Below are 18,447 nucleotides of genomic sequence, written 5' to 3' on the forward strand. Positions count from 1 at the left end.
ATACCCTCGGGGCGGGGATGTATAGCGTTGTCATCGCGCAGTCAGGACCCGCCAAAGAGTTGCGCGATGCCCCAGATCAGCAGCAGAACGGCCGCGAGGCCGGGCACGAGGTAGCGCTTGGGAATGTTCCAATGGGCAAGCCGCTCGCCCACGAACTGCGCCAGGATGGCCATGCCAAAATACCGCAACCCGCGTGACAGTAGAACGGCACCGAAAAAGACGAGGAAATTGCCGCCGATGGTGCCCGCGCCCAAGGTGGCCAGTTGCAGCGGAGCAGGGAGGAGCGATACGAGGAAGACCGACCAGAACAGCCCGTCTCCCGAAAGCCTCTGCGCCATCTCATCAAAGCTGTCCTCAAGGCCCAGCATTTGCAGTACCGGAATCACTACAGGATCGGCCAGAAGGTATCCGACGAGGTAGAAAACACTCGCCCCGACAAGGCAGCCCAGCCAGATGATCAGCGCAATGCGCAGCGCCCGGTGGGGATGGCCCACCATCAGCGGCACCACGATGGCCTCAAGCGGGATCGGCAGGACGGTGCTTTCGGCGAAAGACAACAGAGCAAGACCGGCCTTGCTGTTGGACAGGCGGTCCGTCCAGCTGGGGGTATCGGGCCGGGCGCCCGTTGCGGTGTTGTCTGTCATGCGCGTGTCCCTTCCCTCGGCGGCTTCCGTCATGCCGGTGCGTGTCATATCTGAGAGCAACGCCCCCTGGCCGGGCAGGTTCCGGCGCGCGGCAGAGCGCGCACCGGCGTGCGTTAACAGATTGTTTCGATATTCTTGCAACATTCTATGTCCAAGAGGCTGTTTTGGCGGGAACCTCTCGCCTTGCCCCGTGTTGAGCCACCGTCCCGAGCATGACGAAAGGCATCAAACGCGACCACAAGAACGGAGTGGACGAGGCAAATCTAGAAGCGAGCGAACCTGTTATGAACCCTGTAGCCAAAAATCTGAAACGCGCCTACCGCGAGGCCGAACCGCAAGACATGCCGCCCGAGATGGCAGATTTGCTGCGCAAGCTGCAGGAACAGGACAAACAGTCCGCGGGGTGACCGCGCACCGCTTCACCTGCCCCTTCTGCGACGGAACTCCCGGCATGACTGAGGAGTTGGTCCAAGTCATGATGCGCGCATCACACGCCAACGGTATTTTCGGGTGGGCAGGATTTGAGCAACGACCAGACAGATGGGGATGACGTGGCCGAGGCCAAGGTCATGATCACTGCACAGGAAGTATATCCCGCCATGGAGCGGGATTTTCTGTCTGCGACAACCGAAATCTGGGCTGGCTACCGCGTTTTCGATTTATCGACGAAACTGCGCAGCGAGGAAGGGCAGGCCATTGGGCATGACTGGTTCGACCTGCTGGTGCATGTCCTGACGCGCGGGATCCGTCTGAACTTCGTGATTTCCGATTTCGACGCTGTGCTGACGCCGGACCTGCATTATCGATCCTGGAAGGCGCGGCGGGCCTTTGTCGCGGCACGCGAGTTGGCCGGAAGGGACGCCGAGCTGACCGTGACAAACGCGGCACATTCGGCAAATGTCGGCATCCTGCCCCGTATCGCACTGTGGCCCCGCCTCATTAAGGAGGTGGGCAAGACCGCCTCCAAGCTGAACCACATGAGCCGGTCGGAGGCCGAGCGTATTCTGGAATGCAGCCCCGGCCTGCGCCCTATGCTGTGCCAGCGGGACGGTAAATATGCCGCCCGCAAATGGCCCATCCCGCGCCTGATCCCCGGCACGCATCACCAGAAGATCTGCGTGATCGACCGGCGCGTCGCCTATGTCGGCGGGCTGGACCTGAACGAGCGGCGCTATGACGACAAGAGCCATGACCGCGACCGTGAAGAGACATGGCAGGACGTGCAACTGCGCTGCACAGGCCCGATTGCGCGCGACGTGCAAAGCCATCTGCAGGAATTTCTGGACGTTGTCGCCGGCACCACTCCTCCGACAGCCGAGGGGCGACTGCTGCGCACCTTGTCACGCAAGCGCAAGCATGATTGGCCGTTCCTCAGCCCGAAACCTCTGGTGCGTACGATATCGGATGATCACCACCGAATGATCGGGCGCGCGCGCGGCTTGGTCTATCTGGAGACGCAGTTCCTGCGCGACCGCCCCTTGTGCAAACGGCTGGCGCAGGCGGCGGCGGACAACCCGGCGCTGATGCTGATTGTCGTCGTGCCGGGGGCGCCTGAATCCGTCGCCTTCGACGGCGCCACGGGATCGGACGCGCGGTTTGGCGAATTCCTTCAGGCCAAATGCGTGAGCATGCTGCAGGACGCCTTTGGCCCGCGCATGACCATCTGCTCGCCCGTGCGCCCCAAGGCGCTGGACACGGGTGAGCGAGACACGCTCTGCGGCTCTCCCATCATCTATGTGCATTCCAAGGTGTCGATCTTCGACTGCGACCGCGCCATCGTCTCGTCGGCCAACCTGAACGGGCGGTCGCTGAACTGGGATACCGAGGCGGGCGTCATGTTGAGCGACACCGAGCAAGTAATGCATCTGCGCGACCGCATTTTCCAACATTGGCTGGGCAAGGGTGCGGGCCCCGAGTTCTACGCCCCCGAAAGTGCCGTCGCCCTCTGGGCCGAGCGCGCCAGGCGCAACGCCGAGGTCACGCCGGAGGACCGGCAAGGCTTCCTTGTGCCTTATGACGTCCGCCCGGCCAAGGAATTCGGGCGCCGCCTGCCCGGTATCCCCGACGCGATGGTGTGATCCGCCACCGCGCTACCTGTCAAAAAACGAAAGGATTGATCATGACCGAACCGTCTCACCCCGCGTCCGGCGGCCCTGCCATGCCCGACAGCCCCACCTCCGAGGCCGCCTATGCCGCCGGACAGGAGGCCGCCCATAACAAGTGGCTGCTGCTGATCATCGGTATCGTCACCCTCATCGGCGGTGTTCTGGCCATCGCCATGCCGCTCTTTGCCTCCATCACCATGGCCCTGGTGGCCGCATGGGTTCTGATCGCCAGCGGTGTTGTCGGCATCATCGCGGCCTTCCGGCGGCGGCATGGCTGGCACATGGTGGCCGCCGCGCTAAGCGCGGCGCTGTCGGTGCTGATCGGCCTGATGATCCTCGTGCAGCCCATGGTCGGGCTGCTCACCATCACCGCGCTGATCATCGCGTTCTTCGCGGTTAGCGGTGCACTGCGCCTCTATTACGGCATCCGCATGTTGCAACATGGCGGCGGTGGCGGCTGGATGATCGCGGGCGGTGCCTTGGCGGTGATCCTGGCGGTGATTCTGATCAGCGGCCTGCCTTTCAGCGCGGCCTGGGTGCCGGGCGTTCTATTGGGCATCGACCTGGTGACATGGGGCGCGATCCTGATCGCCCTTGGCACACGCAATGCGCAACTGGCCGCAGCGCGCGAGGCATCGACGACCGCTTCGTGACATTGCCATGCTCATAAAAAAGGGCGGGCCGATCGGCCCGCCCTTTCGCGTAGGTAGTGTCAGAGTTTACGACTGGTCGCCGGTCCACTCTTCCATGTTCTCCAACTCTTCTTCGGTGGCCGAGACATAGGCACTGACGTCGCCATCATCGCCCATCCGGCGCAGCTCGACCTGGTCCATCGGCATGGACACGGCGCGTTCGCCCAGACCAAGGAAACCGCCGATATCGAGGATCACGGCCGAGACGTTGCCGTCATCGCCCAGAGCCAACTCGCTGATCTCGCCGACCCACTCGTCGTTGCTGCCGTAGACGGTGGTCCCCAGCAGCTCTTCGGTGGTCATATCGTCGTAGGAGACGGTCTGCATTTCGGCGTCATTGGCGCCGTAATCGGACCACGTGCTGGTTCCCAGCGATTCGCCCATCTCATTCGATGCGGTTTCGTCGTAGTTTTCGGTCTCCTCCAGCATCTGACGGTCGCCCGTGTAGATGGCAAAGAATTCACCTTCATCATCGGAATCCGGCTGGAAGCGGATGGTATCCAGTGCAACGCGGCGCTGGTTTTCGCCCATGCCAAGAAAGCCGCCAGCGTCGATCAGAACGGCCTGAACGCTGCCGTCCTTGCCGATGATCACGTCATCGATCTCACCGGCCATACGCCAGTTGTCGGGTACATCCGTGATCTCGCCGATGGCGCTCATGTCGCCGCCGTTTTCAGGGATATAGATGCGATGGCCGATCAGGTTGGATGCCTTCACGTCCATCGCTTCACCTGCCGGAGACTGCGCTTCGAACATCGAAGCGGTTTCCATGGACGCATCGTCGCTGGCGGCCATCAGGGCGCCGGGTGCGGTTGCGGTTGCCATCACGAGTGCGGTCGTCATCATAAAGCGTTTCATGCGAATTGCTCCTTTTAACTTCGGTGCAGGCCATACCTGCTTCTGCTGGAACAAGCGCTTGGCGAGGCTGTAAGTTTCAAAGAAAAATGCAGATTCTTCGCGGAACCTGCGCACCGTCCTTTGCGTTATTCGCGCCCGATTGCGCGTGCGTTCAGTGATGTGTACCGTTCGGGAACAATGCCCCTCGCCGCGCGTTTATCTTTAAGCGGTTCCCGATCCCACGCGACGCGCCGACAGGAGAGCTTCATGGATTTCATACGCATCATCATCGCCATTTTCCTGCCCCCTCTGGGGGTGTTCCTGCAGGAGGGCCTCGGCAAGCATTTCTGGATCAACATCCTGCTGACCATTCTGGGCTACCTGCCCGGCATCGTGCATGCCGTCTACATTATCGCTTCACGGGGGCCTGGCCGTGCGGCATCCTGACGAGCTGGCTGGCGACACGGCCCCCGAGGGGCATGCCCGGCCAGGCGCGAGCGCGGTTGAAGCCGATTTGGATCGGATCGACCGCATTGCGCAATTAATGGATGCCCAGTTCAAGCTGCCGGTGATCGGCACCCGCATTGGACTTGACGGGCTGATAGGCCTTATTCCGGGTATTGGTGATGCGGTTGTATTCCTGCCATCTGCCTGGATGCTGCAACGCGGCTGGCATCACGGAGCACGCAAGCGGACACTGGTCCGCATGGCCACGAATAGCGGGATCGATCTCGTGATCGGGGCCATACCGCTGGTCGGGGATATTTTCGACATCGGCTACAAGGCCAATCTGCGCAACGCCGCACTGCTGCGGGCAGACATGCTACGTCAAGGCAAAGCGCCCAAGCGAATGGTGCTGGACGAAGGCGCGCGTTGACACCCGTAGCACGTCAGAACTGCATCACGGCATAGATTACCGCCACACCAATCAGAGCAGCTATGACCCATTTCAGCCAACCGGTTCCGCCGTCTTTGGGTGCATCGGTGCCGAACTCTGCAGCACCTTCCAAATAAGGTTCCGCCGGGTCTCGGGGTGCGTCTCCCTCCGGCAGTCCTGACACCGCTGAAGCGCCGCCGCTTTCGGCGTCGGTCTCCATTGGGGCGGCGGCTGGCTCGCCCTCCAAGCGCCCTCGGTGCTCTTCCATGGTCTTCTCACGGCCATGGGGCGCGATGTCAGGCCCGGCCTCGGTATGCTTCGGCTCGGTGGTCTTGCCACTTGAATTGGCCATCGGCGTCTCCTTTTCAGCTTCGGCTTCGGGCCGTTCGGACCCGGTGCATTCATTGGCGGCTTGTGAGGATAACCCTTGGGACCTGCGCTACGTTCCGCCCCGAGACCCGTTATCAGGCGCGGCGCAGTGCCGCATCGCTCACGCGAATGGGATCGACATGTGACCGGACCGGCCCTTTCGGCGGGTTGAAGCGCAGAGGCGGCGCGCCCAATTGACGCGCATCACACACGAAGGATTTGCATTCATGACTACACTTTCCCGGCTCGCAAGCTCGCCGCGTTACATGCTTGGCGCTGCCACGGCCATCGGTATCGCGCTGTCGGTGCCCATGGTCGGCGTTGCCCAGCAGGAGGCAGCCAATACCGCTGCCGCGCCCATTGCCGGCGCGCCCATCAGCTTCTCGGAAATCGTCAAGAAGAAGCTTCCCGCCGTTGTCGGCATCATCAGCACCGTTGACGCTCCTGCCGCCCAGCGCGGCGCACAGCCGCAACTGCCGCCCGGCATGGGCGACCTTTTCGGCGCACCTCGCGGACCGCGTGGCCCTCAGGGCCCGGCGCAGGCACAAGGTTCGGGCTTCATCATCACGGGAGATGGTTACGTCGTCACGAATAACCACGTGATCGAACAGGCCTCGGGCATTGAGGTGGTGCTGGAGGATGAGCGCCGTTTTGACGCCGTTCTGGTCGGCACCGACCCTGCCACGGATATCGCCCTCCTCAAGATCGAGAGCGACGAAGAGTTGCCGCATGTCGCATGGGGCGCATCCGACGATCTGGAGATCGGTGACTGGACGGTGGCCATCGGAAACCCCTTCGGCCTTGGCGGCACCGTGACCGCGGGCATCCTCTCGGCGCGCTCGCGCAACATCAATGCCGGTCCCTATGACGACTTCCTGCAGACGGATGCTGCAATCAACCGGGGCAACTCGGGCGGTCCGCTCTTCAATGTCGATGGCGATGTCGTCGGCGTGAATACCGCCATCGTGTCGCCCTCGGGCGGCAGTGTCGGGATCGGCTTTGCCGTGCCGTCGGCCGTGGCGCAGCGGATCGTCGCAGACCTGCAGGATGATGGCGCCGTGCAGCGCGGCTGGCTTGGGGTCGGCATCCAGCCGGTGACCGAGGATATCGCAAGCGCGTTGGATCTGGACACCGCCGAAGGCACGCTGGTCTCGTCGGTCACGCGTGACAGCCCGGCGGAAAAGGCGGGCCTCCGGCCGGGCGATGTGATCCTGTCGCTGGGCGGCGCTCCTGTCGAAGGGCCACGTGAGCTGTCGCTGGCCGTAGCGGACCTGGAGGTAGGCTCGGACGCTGCGCTGACCGTCTTGCGGGGTGGCAGCGAGCAGGAGGTGACCGTCGAAATCGGTCTGCATCCCAGCCAGAGCATCGCAGAGGCGGGCACGGATGAGCCCGAAGCCGATGGCACCCCGCGTCTGGGCGTTTCCATCGCGCCGCTGGATGCCGCGGTGCGCGCTCGGTTGGAGCTGCCCGAGGAGCTCAGCGGCGTCGCCATTACCGGCGTGCAGCCGGATAGCGCCGCGGCGCGGGCCGGCCTTCAGCCTGGTGACGTGATCACTGCCGCGTCTGGCGATGAGGTGGGCGATCTGGACACACTCAGAGCTGCGGTCAAATCGGCGGCGGATGCCGAGACGCCCCTGCTGCTGCGCGTCTATCGCGGTGGCAACTACACCTTCATCGCGGTCAAGCTGGCCGGCGAGGAAGAGTGATCCTGTTGCGCCCGGTCCAATGAGGCCGGGCGCATGTCATTACGATCCGGGGCCGCAATCGATGCTGCGCAGCGGCGGCGGCGGCCCCATCCCCAGCGCTTCAGCCGTATTGCGCAGCGCCGTGCGCAGACCTTCCTCAAGTGTCGGATGATAGTATGGACGGGCCAGCATCTGGTCCACAGTCAGATCGCTCTCGATCGACCAGGCCAGCAGATGGCCGATATGCTCGGCCGCGGGGCCGACCATTTCAGCCCCCAGAAGGCGGCCGGTGTCCATATCGGCGTAAAGCCGCAATAGACCCTGATTGACCCCCATGACCCGTGCGCGGCCCTGATCCGCATAATCTACCGAGCCTGTGGCGAATTTGGTGTCACAATCCATCAGCTCCTGATGCGTGGCGCCCGTCATGGCGATCTGCGGCTCGCAAAAGATGATGCTCAGCGGTGTGCGACGGGCGTTGCGGTAGCCGTCGGGGAACAGCGCGGCATTCTCCCCGGCAATGCGCCCCTCATCCGCCGCCTCGTGCAACAGGGGCAGATTGGCATTCGCGTCACCCGCCATGAAGACATTGCTCTCGCCCACCCGCATCGACAGCTTGTCAAAGATCGGCGTGCCGCGCTCGTCCAGCGGCAATGTGGTGTTCTCAAGTCCCAGCTTGTCGATGTTGGGCCGCCGGCCTGTGGCCGCGATGACGCAATCGAAGCGTTCCTCGTGCTGCGGCGCATTCTCGTCGCTGGCGTCGGACCAGCGGACAGTGACCCTGTCGCTGCCGCGCTCGACCTCGCTATCGGCGTGCCAATGCACTGGAAACTCCTCTTCGAAAGTTCGGGCGGCATAGCGGCGCACCTCCGGGTCGCTGATCGGGCCGACCTCGTGATCGCGCCCGAAAAGGCGGATGCGCACGCCCAGCCGGTGTAGCGCCTGCCCAAGCTCGAGCCCGATGATGCCCGCGCCAAAGACGGCCGCCGATTGGGGCAGATCGTGCCAGTCGAACACGTCGTCATTGGTGTAAAGGCGGTCCCCCGCCCCTTTGAGAGGCTTCACGATATTGGGCCGCGAGCCGGTGGCGATGACGATGGCCCGCGCCGTCAGCTTGCGCCCCGACGACAGCTTCAGGGTGTGATCATCCTCGAACGTGGCGTTTTCGCGGATGATGTGACGCTCGGGGAACCCTTCAATCGAATCGAGGACAAAGCCGACAAAGCGGTCCCTCTCGTCCCGCAGGCGCTGCATCACTGCCGCGCCGTCGATGCGGGGCGGATCGAGGTATATGCCGAAGCGGTCGGTGCCGCGCGCGCCCTGCGCCGTATTCGCCGCCGCAATCAGCAGTTTCGAAGGCATGCAGCCGACGCGCGCGCAGGTCGTCCCCAGATGCCCGCCATCCAGAAGAGCGATGCTGTCAGTACGCTTGGCAGCCTCGCGATAGGCGGCCAGGCCGGCGGTTCCCGCGCCCAGAATGGCGACGTCGACATCATACTTTCTCATCTTGAACTCCCGTTATGCTTTGCCGTCCAACGCGCGATGCGCCTGGATCGTTGCCTCAACCCCGCGCAAAGCCCCTGTTGAAAATCGTTATAGCACGCATCTGCCGCAGGTCAGGGCACCGCTCATCATTGAGATCCCGACCGAACGGTCTTGAACATGTTTTTTAAATGAATACCTTACCAAAAGGTAAAGGAGGCACGGCATGGAAGATCAGATCACCGCGCGCGCAGCCCCCGGCAGACCGCGCCAATTCGATGAAGATCAGGCCTTGGCCGCCATCATGCAGCTCTTTTGGGAGCATGGGTATGAAGCGACCGGCCTGAGCGATATCATCAAGGCCACTGGCCTCGGCAAGGCCAGCCTTTATGCGACCTTCGGCAACAAGCAGTCGATGTATCTGCGCGCGCTAGCCGCGTTCGAGACGCAGATGGTCGACGCAGGCGCCGAGACGTTGCGATCCGGCGACGGTTCGGCGCTAGAGCGCGTGACGGCCTTTTTGGACGCGCCCATCGCCGCGCGGCGCGATGCGGGCGATGCGCGCGGCTGCTTTGTCTGCAACGCTTCCGCCGATCGGGCCGCACTGGACCCGGAAACCGCGCAGGTGGTGCGCCGCTGCTACGCCAAGGTCACGACTGCGCTAGAGCGGACCTTGGCCGAGATCATGCCGGCGGAGGCTGCCTGCCGCCGCGCGCAAACGGTACTGGCAGTCTATGCTGGCCTTCGGGTCATGGCCCGAACCGGCATGCCGATTGCCGATATGGAACAGGCGCGCGATGATGTTCTGAACAGCCTGCAATCAAGCTAGGCCGCACTATTTCTCGAAAAGACGCGCGGCGTCGAAAATGGCATCCAGACGCTCGTAACGCTCGCGCGTCTCGGGCCAGTCCGCCTCTTGGACCGCGGCGATCAGCGCCTCGAGCAGCATCATTGTCGAGGTGTTGCTGTCCCAGGCCGAGGGGATCTGTGTCCAGCAATGGAAGGTGTGCACGGCATGGCTGGCCACCGGGCTGGTCCATTGATCCGTTATCAGGATCACCCGCACGCCCCGCGCACTGGCCAGCTCGGCAAGGCGCAGGAGGTTCGTCTCGTAGCGGCGCATATCGAACAGCAGCAGGATGTCGCCCTCGCTCATATCCAGCACGTAATGCGGCCATGTGGCCGAACTGGAGGTCATATGCGTGATGCGCCGGCGCACCGCCTGAAAATGGGTAAAGGCATAATCTGCCAGCGCGCGGCTGATGCGCCCGCCCACCACGTACAGCCGCCGGTCCGTATCGGCCAGCAACTGCGCGGCTGCGTCGAACTGTGCACTGTCGATATTGGCAAGCGTCTGCTGAATATTGTCGCCGACGGCCGTGGCAAAGCGATTGAGCAGGTGCGATTCCGGCACATCGCTGGCCCATTGATCGCGCCGCTGCGTGGGGCCGGACGCCTTGGCCTCAAGCTCGGCCAAGAGGGCCTGCTGGAACTGCGGATAGCCCTTGAAGCCCAGCTTTTGCACGAGGCGCGCCAGTGTGGGTGTCGACACCTCGGCATTGGCTGCCGCGATGGTGATCGAGGCAAGCCCGGCGGCGGGGTAATTATCCAGAAGAGCCTGCGCGAATTTACGCTCGGACGCCGTGAGGGCCGCATAATGGGTGCGGATCGCTTCGCGGACTGTCTTGTAATGGACTGGGGCCGGATCGCTCATGTGCCGGGCCTTGCATAGAGAAGAGGCAAAAGGGGCGGGATGCAAATTTCTGACTGGAAAGATATTGACAGAAAATCTCGTGCGTGAAAACAATTTTTCAGACGCAAGGGGGATGTGATGACGGGCGATATATCAGGCCAGTCGCAGGATCAGGATGTGGTTGAAGTGATCGACGCGGGCGGTGCTGGTGCCGCGCTGATCCTGTGCGAGCATGCCTCGCACCGTATCCCCGCGCAGTATGACGGCCTTGGCCTGTCAGATGAGGCAGCGGTCAGCCATGCCGCCTGGGACCCCGGCGCGCGCGATCTGGCCCTGAACCTGATGCATCAGTTGAACGGAACGCTGGTGGCCAGCACCGTGTCGCGACTGGTCTATGACTGCAACCGCCCGCCCGAGGCCGCATCGGCCATGCCCGAGAAATCCGAAGTGATCGAAGTGCCCGGCAACGCTGGCCTGACGCAGGCCCAGCGCGAAGCGCGAACGGATGCCATCTACCGCCCCTTCTGCGAGGCTGTCACCGCGCAGATCGAGGAGCGCGCCGCGCGCGGCCAGCCCACGGCGCTGATTACCGTGCACAGTTTCACGCCCGTCTATTACGGCGAGATGCGCGAGACCGAGATCGGCATCCTGCATGACACCGACACCGCGCTGGCCGATGCGATGCTGAAGGCCGCGGCCAAGCTGTCCCACCGCATCACACACCGCAACCGCCCCTACGGCCCCGAGGATGGCGTGACCCATTCGCTGCAGATCCACGGGCTGGCCCATGGCCTGCCCAACGTGATGATCGAGGTGCGCAACGACCTGCTGCAGACACCTGCGCAGGTGGCCGCCATCGGCGATGAGCTTGCCGCCATGATCACGCCCGCGCTGATCCATCTGGGCCTGCAAACCCAAGGGGCCGCCCATGCCTAGCCTCATTCGCGGTTATGTCCGCGGGATCGACGCGATGAACCGCTTTGTCGGGCGCATCGCGATGTATCTGATCTTTGCGCTGGTCGGCGTGTTGCTGTGGTCCTCGGTCTCCAAGACCTTCTTCGATCCGACGCTATGGACGTTGGAGACGGCGCAATTCGTCATGGTTGCCTATTACGTGCTGGGCGGGCCCTACGCGATCCAGATGGGATCGAACGTGCGGATGGACCTATTTTACGGCGACTGGACGGCCAAGCAGAAGGCGTGGATGGACGCGTTCACCGTGCTGTTTCTGATGTTCTATCTGGGCGTGCTTCTATATGGCGCCATCGGATCAACCGCCTATTCGCTGGGCCATTTCCAGGGCGAGCCGTTCAGCTTCTTCTGGAACCTCTTAACCACTTTTGTCACCGAAGGGCCGGCCGCCGCCAAGGACCAGATGGGCTTCATGGAGCGCAGCCCGACGGCGTGGCGGCCTTATATCTGGCCCGTGAAGGCGATCATGATCCTGGGTGTCACCCTGATGATCCTGCAGGTGCTGGCTGAATTTTTCCGCGATATCGGCCGTATCCGCGGGGTGGAGCTCTGATGCCATACGAAATGATCGCCATCCTGATGTTCAGCACGATGATGCTGATGTTGCTGACGGGCCAGCGGGTCTTTGGCGCCATCGGCTTTGTCGCGGCTGCGGGCGGTATGCTGCTTTGGGGCACGGGCGGGGCGGACATGCCGTTTTCCGCCGCGATGAAGCTGATGAAATGGTATCCGCTGCTGACGCTGCCGATGTTCATCTTCATGGGCTATGTGCTCAGCGAGAGCCGCATCGCCGATGACCTCTACAAGATGTTCCATGTCTGGATGGGGCCGGTGCGCGGGGGGCTGGCCATCGGCACGATCGGCCTGATGGTGCTGATCTCTGCGATGAACGGGCTGAGCGTGGCCGGCATGGCCATCGGCGCGACCATTGCGCTGCCCGAACTGCTGAAACGCGGCTATGACAAGATCATGGTGACGGGGGTCATCCAGGCGGGATCATCGCTGGGAATTCTCGTGCCACCCTCGGTCGTGCTGGTCCTCTACGCGATGATCGCGCGGCAGCCGGTGGGGCAGCTCTGGCTGGCGGGCGTGATCCCAGGCCTGATGATGGCGACGATGTTCATCATCTACATCTATGTGCGCTGCCGGATGCAGCCTCATCTGGGCCCGCCCCTGCCCGCAGAAGAGCGCGACGTCAGCACCCGCGAGAAGATGCGCCTTCTGCGCGCGGGCCTGCTGCCGCTGGTGATCTTTGCGGTGATGATGGTGCCATTCGTCAAGGGCTGGACCAGCCTCGTGGAAAGCAGCGCCATCGGCGCGATGGCGGCCTTTCTTGCCGCCGTGCTCAAGGGACGGATGACGCGCGAGGTCTTCGAGAACTCAGTGCGCAACACGCTGGGCATCTCCTGCATGTTCATGTGGATCATCCTCGCCGCGCTCGGTTTTGGCGCCATCTTTGACGGGCTGGGCGCGGTCAAGGCGATCTCGGACCTCTTCACCGCGCAATGGGGCCTTTCCCCTTGGGTGATCCTGATACTCATGCAGCTCAGCTTTATCGTGATGGGCACGTTCCTCGATGACACCGCCATGCTGGTCATCGTGGCGCCGCTCTACGTGCCGCTGGTGGGCGAGCTGGGCTTCGATCTGATCTGGTATGGTGTGCTTTACACGATCACTTGCCAGATTGCCTACATGACGCCGCCCTTTGGCTATAACCTGTTCCTGATGCGCGCGATGGCGCCGCCCGAGATTTCGATTCGCGACATTTATCGGTCGATCATCCCGTTCGTGGCGGTCATGGTAGGCGCGCTGATCGCTGTGATGGCATTCCCGCAAATCGCGCTGTGGCTGCCGGATCTGGTCTATAACTAGACCCAATCAGAATCCCGGTACACCGGGGCGAGAGATGACCACAACAAGGAGAGAAAAAATGACGACACGCAGAAAGTTTCTGGCCTCCGCCGGTCTCGGCACCGCAGCCACCGCGCTAGGCGCCCCCAGCATCGTGCGCGCACAAGCGCCGATCAAATGGCGCTTTCAGACCTATGCCGGCGCCGCCCTGGGCGAGCATGTGACGAAACCCGCCATCGATTACATCAACAACGCCGCCAATGGAGAGATGGAGATCGAGCTGTTCTACGCGGATCAGATCGTGCCCACCGGCGAGCTTTTCCAAGCGCTTCAGCGCGGCACTATCGACGGCGTGCATTCGGATGACGATTCGATGGCCTCGCCCACGCCGTTGCAGCGGTTTGGCGGGTACTTCCCGCTGGCGACCAAGCACATCCTGGACGTGCCGGTCCTCTTCAACCAGTATGGCCTCGCGGATATCTGGGACGCCGAATACGAGAAGGTCGGCGTCAAGTGGCTGTCCGCCGCGGGCCAGGATCCGTGCAACTTCAACACCACCAAGGAAATCACCTCGCTGGCCGATCTGGACGGTCTGCGCCTCTATACCTTCCCCACGGCGGGCCGATTCCTGTCGCAATTCGGCGTCGTGCCGGTCAGCATTCCCTACGAGGATGCCGAGGTCGCCGTGCAGACCGGCGAGCTAGATGGCATGGCTTGGTCGGGCATCACCGAGGATTACACGGTGGGCTGGGCGGATGTCACCGACTACTTCCTGACCAACAACATCTCGGGTGCCTGGATCGGCTCGTTCTTCGTCAATCCGCAGCAATGGGCGGATCTGCCCGACCACCTCAAGCAGATCGTCATGGCCGGTATCGAGGCCAGCCACACCTACCGCAACCAGTGGTATTGGGGCGGCGAGGCGCGTCTGCGCGCGCAGGGCGACAAGCTGCAACTGCGTTCGATCCCGCAATCGGAGTGGAAAACGGTCGAAGAGGCTGCCATCACCTTCTGGGACGAAATCGCCGAAGAGGGCGAAGTACACCAGAAGGTCGTGCAGATCTTCCGCGACTACAGCGATGTGATCAGCAAGGCGGGCCCTCCCTACACCTTCGAGTGATCCTTCACCTGATGACCGGCCCCGAGGCGCTTCGGGGCCGGTCCCCCCTGTTTCAATCATCCGCCATTTTTCGAGGTTTTCCATGCCCGCCCAAACGACTGCCCAGACCCCGGCGCTCAGCTTTGACCAACTGAAGGAACAGGTGGAGGCGGGCCGCGTCGATACCGTTCTCGTCGCCCTTGTCGACATGCAGGGACGCCTGATGGGCAAACGCTTTCATGCGCGGCATTTCATCAACGGCGCCTACAAGGAAACCCATTGCTGCAATTACCTTCTGGCCACCGACCTTGAGATGTCGACGCCCGAAGGCTTTGCCAGCACTTCCTGGGAAACGGGTTATGGCGATTACGTCATGCGCCCCGATCTGAACACGCTGCGCCCGATGCCATGGCTGGAGGGCACGGTTCTGGTGCTTTGTGACGTGCTGGACCACCACACGCACGAGCCTGTGCCCCACTCGCCCCGCGCCATGCTGAAAAAGCAGCTGGCCCGGCTGGAAGAGATGGGCATGACGGCAATGATGGCAACCGAGCTTGAATTCTTTCTTTTCGAGAAGAGTTTTGACGAGATCCGCAAGGACGGCTACCGCGACCTCGCGCCGATCTCGGGCTATAATGAGGATTACAACCTTTTCCAGACTACAAAGGAAGAGCATGTGATGCGCCCGCTGCGCAATCACCTTTGGGACGCAGGTCTGCCCATCGAGTGCACCAAGGGCGAGGCCGAGGCGGGCCAGGAAGAACTGAACATCAAATATGCCGCGGCGCTCGACACCGCCGATTACCACTCGATCGCCAAGCATGCGGTCAAGGAGATCGCCTGGCAGCAAGGGCACGCGGTATCGTTCCTGCCGAAATGGAGCCGTGACCGCGTGGGCAGTTCCAGCCATGTGCACCAGTCTCTGTGGAAGGACGGCGAGAACGTCTTTTACGACAAGTCGGACGATCTGGGCATGTCGCAAGTGATGAAGCACTACATGGCCGGAATGCTGAAATACGCGCCGGACTACACCTATTTCCTGGCCCCCTACATCAACAGCTACAAGCGGTTCATGAAGGGCACATTCGCGCCCACGCGCACGATCTGGTCGGTAGACAACCGCACCGCCGGGTTCCGCCTCTGCGGTGAAAGCACCAAGGCCGTGCGCGTCGAATGCCGCGTTGGCGGATCGGATATCAATCCCTACCTCGCCATGGCCGTGCAACTGGCCGCCGGGATGGCCGGTATCGAGGAAAAGCTGGAGCTGGGTGCGCCCTTCAAGGGGGATGCCTATTCCGGCGACGAGGGGATGATTCCGACCAATCTGCGTGATGCCTATGCCTCGCTGAAAGGCTCGGCCATGCTGCGACAAACACTGGGCGACGATGTGGTGGATCACTATGCCCGCGCCGCCGAGGTCGAAATCGAGGATTTCGAGGCCGCCGTCACAGATTACGAGATCGCGCGCGGGTTCGAGCGCTGCTGAAGCGCCGGTGGCGCCGGATTGAGAGCGCCGGAGCCTCCGGCGGGGATATTTAGGGCCAAAAGATACATGGCCGAACCCAGACTATGGATAGGTTTGCAATGAGCGACACACTGACCTGCATTTCGCCGATCGACGGATCGGTTTTCGCCACGCGTGAGACGCTGGATCTGGACGGCGCCAAGGCGGCGGCAGCGCGGGCGCGCAGGGCGCAAGCGAACTGGGCGACGCGGCCTTTGGCCGAGCGGATCCGGCTGGTGATGGCGGGCGTCGAGGCCGTCGGCGCGATGAATGACGATATCGTGCCCGAGCTGGCCCGCATGATGGGGCGGCCGGTGCGCTATGGCGGCGAATTCGGCGGCTTTAACGAGCGCGCGTCGCATATGGCAGGGATTGCCGAGGATGCGCTGGCCGATATCATCGTGGGCGAGGATGACGCCTTCCTGCGCTATATCAAGCGGTTGCCGCATGGTGTCGTGCTGGTCGTCGCGCCGTGGAACTACCCTTACATGACCGCCATCAACACGGTCGCGCCCGCGCTGATCGCCGGCAATACCGTGCTGCTGAAACATGCGACGCAGACCCTTCTGGTGGGCGAGCGCATGGCGCAGGCGTTTCACGCGGCAGGCGTGCCCGAGGATGTATTCCAGAACCTTTTCATGGGGCATGACACCACCTCGGGTCTGATCGCAGCCGGCGCCGTGGATTTCGTGAACTTCACCGGCTCCGTCGGTGGCGGGCGCGAGATGGAGCGCGCGGCGGCGGGCACCTTTACCCCGGTGGCGACCGAGCTGGGCGGCAAGGATCCGGGCTATGTCATGGAGGATGCCGATCTGGAGGCCGCCGTCGACACGCTGATCGACGGGGCGATGTTCAACTCCGGCCAATGCTGCTGCGGGATCGAGCGGATCTATGTGCATGAGAGCCTTTACGACGCCTTCATCGAAAAGGCCGTGAAGATCGTCGAAGGTTACAAATTGGGCGATCCGCTGAACCCGGAGACGAGCATCGGCCCGATGGCGCATGTGCGCTTCGCCAAGGAAGTGCGCGCGCAGATCGACGAGGCTGTCGCGGCGGGCGCCAAGGCACATATCACCACCATGGCTGCCGATGATGGCGGCGCCTATCTGACCCCCCAGATCCTGACGGATGTGACGCATGAGATGCGCGTGATGCGCGACGAGAGCTTTGGTCCTGTCGTCGGCATCATGAAGGTCTCCTCGGATGATGAGGCGATCGAGCTGATGAACGACAGCCCCTACGGCCTGACTGCCAGCCTCTGGACTGCCGATGTGAAACGCGCGCAGGCCGTGGGCGACCGGGTCGAGACGGGCACCGTCTTCATGAATCGCGCCGACTATCTGGACCCCGGCTTGTGCTGGACCGGCTGCAAGGATACGGGCCGCGGGGGCGGTCTGTCGGTCATCGGCTATCACAACCTGACGCGCCCGAAATCCTACCATCTCAAGAAGGTGACAAAATGAACCTGACTGGAAACTGGTCCTACCCGACCTCCGTGAAATTCGGCGCCGGCCGCATTTCCGAACTGCCCGCCGCCTGTGCGCAGGCCGGCATGACGCGCCCTCTTCTGGTGACCGACAAGGGGCTGGCCGATCTGCCGATCACCGCGCAGGTGCTGGACATCATGGAGAAGGCGGGTTTTGGCCGCGGTATCTTCTCCGACGTCGATCCCAACCCGAACGAGATCAACCTGGCCGCCGGTGTCACCGCCTATCTCGAAGGCGGGCATGACGGCGTGATCGCTTTCGGTGGTGGCTCGGGGCTGGATCTGGGCAAGATGGTCGCCTTCATGGCGCATCAGACGCGCCCGGTCTGGGATTACGAGGATGTGGATGACTGGTGGACCCGTGCTGATGCCGATGCCATCGCGCCGATCATCGCCGTGCCAACCACCGCCGGCACGGGATCCGAGGTGGGGCGCGCCAGCGTCATCACCAATTCCGTGACGCATGTGAAGAAGATCATCTTTCACCCAAAGGTCATGCCCACGGTCGTCATCTGCGATCCGGAGCTGACCACCGGGATGCCCAAGTTTATCACCGCAGGCACCGGCCTTGATGCTTTCGCGCATTGCGTCGAGGCGTTCTCGAGCCCGCATTACCACCCGATGAGCCAGGGCATGGCGCTGGAGGGGATGCGCCTGGTCAAGGATTACCTGCCGCGCGCCTACAAGGACGGCGATGACCTCGAGGCGCGTGCGCATATGATGAGCGCCGCGATGATGGGCGCAACCGCCTTCCAGAAAGGCCTTGGCGCGATTCACGCGATGAGCCATCCGATCGGCGCCGTTTTCGGCACGCATCACGGGACCACCAACGCCGTTTGCATGCCCGCCGTGCTGCAGTTGAACGCGCCCGAGATTCAGGGCCGCTTTCACTCGGCCGCCGCCTATCTCGATATCGAGGGCGGGTTTGACGGCTTCTGCAACTTCGTGCAGGAGTTCAACGATGCGCTCGGCATCCCGCGCAAGCTGTCCGAGATGGGCGTCACCGCGGACCGCATCGACGATCTGGTCGAGGAGGCTGTGAAAGACCCCAGCTGTGGCGGCAATCCGGTCAAGCTGACCAAGGAAAACCTGCGCGCCCTCTATGAGGCGAGCATCTGACGCTTTCATCGTTCTGAAAATACTCAAAAAAA

Annotated in this window: 19 protein-coding genes; 14 read left to right on the forward strand and 5 right to left on the reverse strand. The window is 62.8% G+C overall.

The window, feature by feature from the left end; genetic code table 11:
- Positions 1 to 41: 41 nt before the first annotated feature.
- Positions 42 to 644, reverse strand: a complete 603-nt coding sequence (locus tag ACEWPM_RS18625; protein ID WP_393963737.1) for a YqaA family protein — start codon at positions 642 to 644, stop codon at positions 42 to 44.
- Between the two features lie 212 nt (positions 645 to 856).
- Between ACEWPM_RS18625 and ACEWPM_RS18630 the strand changes: the two genes are divergently transcribed.
- The 3 genes from ACEWPM_RS18630 (at position 857) to ACEWPM_RS18640 (ending at position 3,402) form a co-directional block, all read left to right on the forward strand.
- On the forward strand, positions 857 to 1,051 hold the full coding sequence (locus ACEWPM_RS18630) for a hypothetical protein (RefSeq protein WP_393963738.1): 195 nt from the start codon (positions 857 to 859) through the stop codon (positions 1,049 to 1,051).
- A 114-nt stretch (positions 1,052 to 1,165) separates the two neighbouring features.
- On the forward strand, positions 1,166 to 2,722 hold the full coding sequence (locus ACEWPM_RS18635; protein WP_393963739.1) for a phospholipase D-like domain-containing protein: 1,557 nt from the start codon (positions 1,166 to 1,168) through the stop codon (positions 2,720 to 2,722).
- Positions 2,723 to 2,763: 41 nt separating this feature from the next.
- Entirely contained in the window at positions 2,764 to 3,402 is a 639-nt protein-coding gene (locus ACEWPM_RS18640) for an HdeD family acid-resistance protein (RefSeq protein ID WP_393963740.1), read from the forward strand.
- Between the two features lie 66 nt (positions 3,403 to 3,468).
- Here ACEWPM_RS18640 and ACEWPM_RS18645 read toward each other — a convergent pair whose 3' ends face one another.
- The gene (locus ACEWPM_RS18645; RefSeq protein WP_393963741.1) at positions 3,469 to 4,299 is read right to left on the reverse strand and encodes a PRC-barrel domain-containing protein; all 831 of its coding nucleotides are present in this window, start codon (positions 4,297 to 4,299) and stop codon (positions 3,469 to 3,471) included.
- Between the two features lie 246 nt (positions 4,300 to 4,545).
- Between ACEWPM_RS18645 and ACEWPM_RS18650 the strand changes: the two genes are divergently transcribed.
- Together ACEWPM_RS18650 and ACEWPM_RS18655 are read left to right on the forward strand one after the other, a co-directional pair.
- Entirely contained in the window at positions 4,546 to 4,725 is a 180-nt protein-coding gene (locus ACEWPM_RS18650; RefSeq protein ID WP_393963742.1) for a YqaE/Pmp3 family membrane protein, read from the forward strand.
- Entirely contained in the window at positions 4,712 to 5,155 is a 444-nt protein-coding gene (locus ACEWPM_RS18655) for a DUF4112 domain-containing protein (RefSeq protein ID WP_393963743.1), read from the forward strand. The genes ACEWPM_RS18650 and ACEWPM_RS18655 overlap by 14 nt, the downstream gene beginning before the upstream one ends.
- Positions 5,156 to 5,168: 13 nt before the next feature.
- Here ACEWPM_RS18655 and ACEWPM_RS18660 read toward each other — a convergent pair whose 3' ends face one another.
- Positions 5,169 to 5,507, reverse strand: a complete 339-nt coding sequence (locus ACEWPM_RS18660) for a hypothetical protein (protein ID WP_393963744.1) — start codon at positions 5,505 to 5,507, stop codon at positions 5,169 to 5,171.
- A 244-nt stretch (positions 5,508 to 5,751) separates the two neighbouring features.
- Here ACEWPM_RS18660 and ACEWPM_RS18665 point away from each other — a divergent pair, with 244 nt between their 5' ends.
- On the forward strand, positions 5,752 to 7,230 hold the full coding sequence (locus tag ACEWPM_RS18665; protein ID WP_393963745.1) for a DegQ family serine endoprotease: 1,479 nt from the start codon (positions 5,752 to 5,754) through the stop codon (positions 7,228 to 7,230).
- 39 nt (positions 7,231 to 7,269) lie between these two features.
- Here ACEWPM_RS18665 and ACEWPM_RS18670 read toward each other — a convergent pair whose 3' ends face one another.
- Positions 7,270 to 8,715, reverse strand: a complete 1,446-nt coding sequence (locus ACEWPM_RS18670; protein ID WP_393963746.1) for a dihydrolipoyl dehydrogenase — start codon at positions 8,713 to 8,715, stop codon at positions 7,270 to 7,272.
- A 202-nt stretch (positions 8,716 to 8,917) separates the two neighbouring features.
- Here ACEWPM_RS18670 and ACEWPM_RS18675 point away from each other — a divergent pair, with 202 nt between their 5' ends.
- On the forward strand, positions 8,918 to 9,520 hold the full coding sequence (locus ACEWPM_RS18675) for a TetR/AcrR family transcriptional regulator (RefSeq protein ID WP_393963747.1): 603 nt from the start codon (positions 8,918 to 8,920) through the stop codon (positions 9,518 to 9,520).
- Positions 9,521 to 9,526: 6 nt separating this feature from the next.
- On the opposite strand, the gene ACEWPM_RS18680 is transcribed toward ACEWPM_RS18675, so the two are convergent.
- On the reverse strand, positions 9,527 to 10,405 hold the full coding sequence (locus ACEWPM_RS18680) for a MurR/RpiR family transcriptional regulator (RefSeq protein ID WP_393963748.1): 879 nt from the start codon (positions 10,403 to 10,405) through the stop codon (positions 9,527 to 9,529).
- Positions 10,406 to 10,522: 117 nt separating this feature from the next.
- On the opposite strand from ACEWPM_RS18680, the gene ACEWPM_RS18685 reads away from it, so the two are divergent.
- From ACEWPM_RS18685 to ACEWPM_RS18715, 7 genes are all read left to right on the forward strand, one after another.
- A complete protein-coding gene (locus tag ACEWPM_RS18685) occupies positions 10,523 to 11,320 on the forward strand; it encodes an N-formylglutamate amidohydrolase (RefSeq protein WP_393963749.1) in 798 nt (265 codons plus the stop codon).
- A complete protein-coding gene (locus ACEWPM_RS18690) occupies positions 11,313 to 11,909 on the forward strand; it encodes a TRAP transporter small permease subunit (protein WP_393963750.1) in 597 nt (198 codons plus the stop codon). Before ACEWPM_RS18685 ends, ACEWPM_RS18690 begins: the two co-directional genes overlap by 8 nt.
- Positions 11,909 to 13,228 (forward strand): TRAP transporter large permease, encoded by a 1,320-nt coding sequence (locus ACEWPM_RS18695; protein ID WP_393963751.1) that lies wholly within the window; start codon positions 11,909 to 11,911, stop codon positions 13,226 to 13,228. Before ACEWPM_RS18690 ends, ACEWPM_RS18695 begins: the two co-directional genes overlap by 1 nt.
- Positions 13,229 to 13,286: 58 nt before the next feature.
- Complete coding sequence (locus tag ACEWPM_RS18700) at positions 13,287 to 14,327, forward strand: TRAP transporter substrate-binding protein (protein WP_393963752.1); 1,041 nt, start codon at positions 13,287 to 13,289, stop codon at positions 14,325 to 14,327.
- 82 nt (positions 14,328 to 14,409) lie between these two features.
- Positions 14,410 to 15,792 (forward strand): glutamine synthetase family protein, encoded by a 1,383-nt coding sequence (locus ACEWPM_RS18705; protein ID WP_393963753.1) that lies wholly within the window; start codon positions 14,410 to 14,412, stop codon positions 15,790 to 15,792.
- Between the two features lie 98 nt (positions 15,793 to 15,890).
- Positions 15,891 to 17,273, forward strand: coding sequence for an aldehyde dehydrogenase family protein (locus tag ACEWPM_RS18710; RefSeq protein ID WP_393963754.1), 1,383 nt, complete (start codon positions 15,891 to 15,893; stop codon positions 17,271 to 17,273).
- Positions 17,270 to 18,415, forward strand: coding sequence for an iron-containing alcohol dehydrogenase (locus ACEWPM_RS18715; RefSeq protein WP_393963755.1), 1,146 nt, complete (start codon positions 17,270 to 17,272; stop codon positions 18,413 to 18,415). The genes ACEWPM_RS18710 and ACEWPM_RS18715 overlap by 4 nt, the downstream gene beginning before the upstream one ends.
- The last annotated feature ends 32 nt before the right edge of the window (positions 18,416 to 18,447 follow it).

Origin of the sequence: Roseovarius maritimus (genome assembly GCF_043355895.2) — a bacterium.
In the GTDB taxonomy this organism is placed as follows: domain Bacteria; phylum Pseudomonadota; class Alphaproteobacteria; order Rhodobacterales; family Rhodobacteraceae; genus Roseovarius; species Roseovarius maritimus.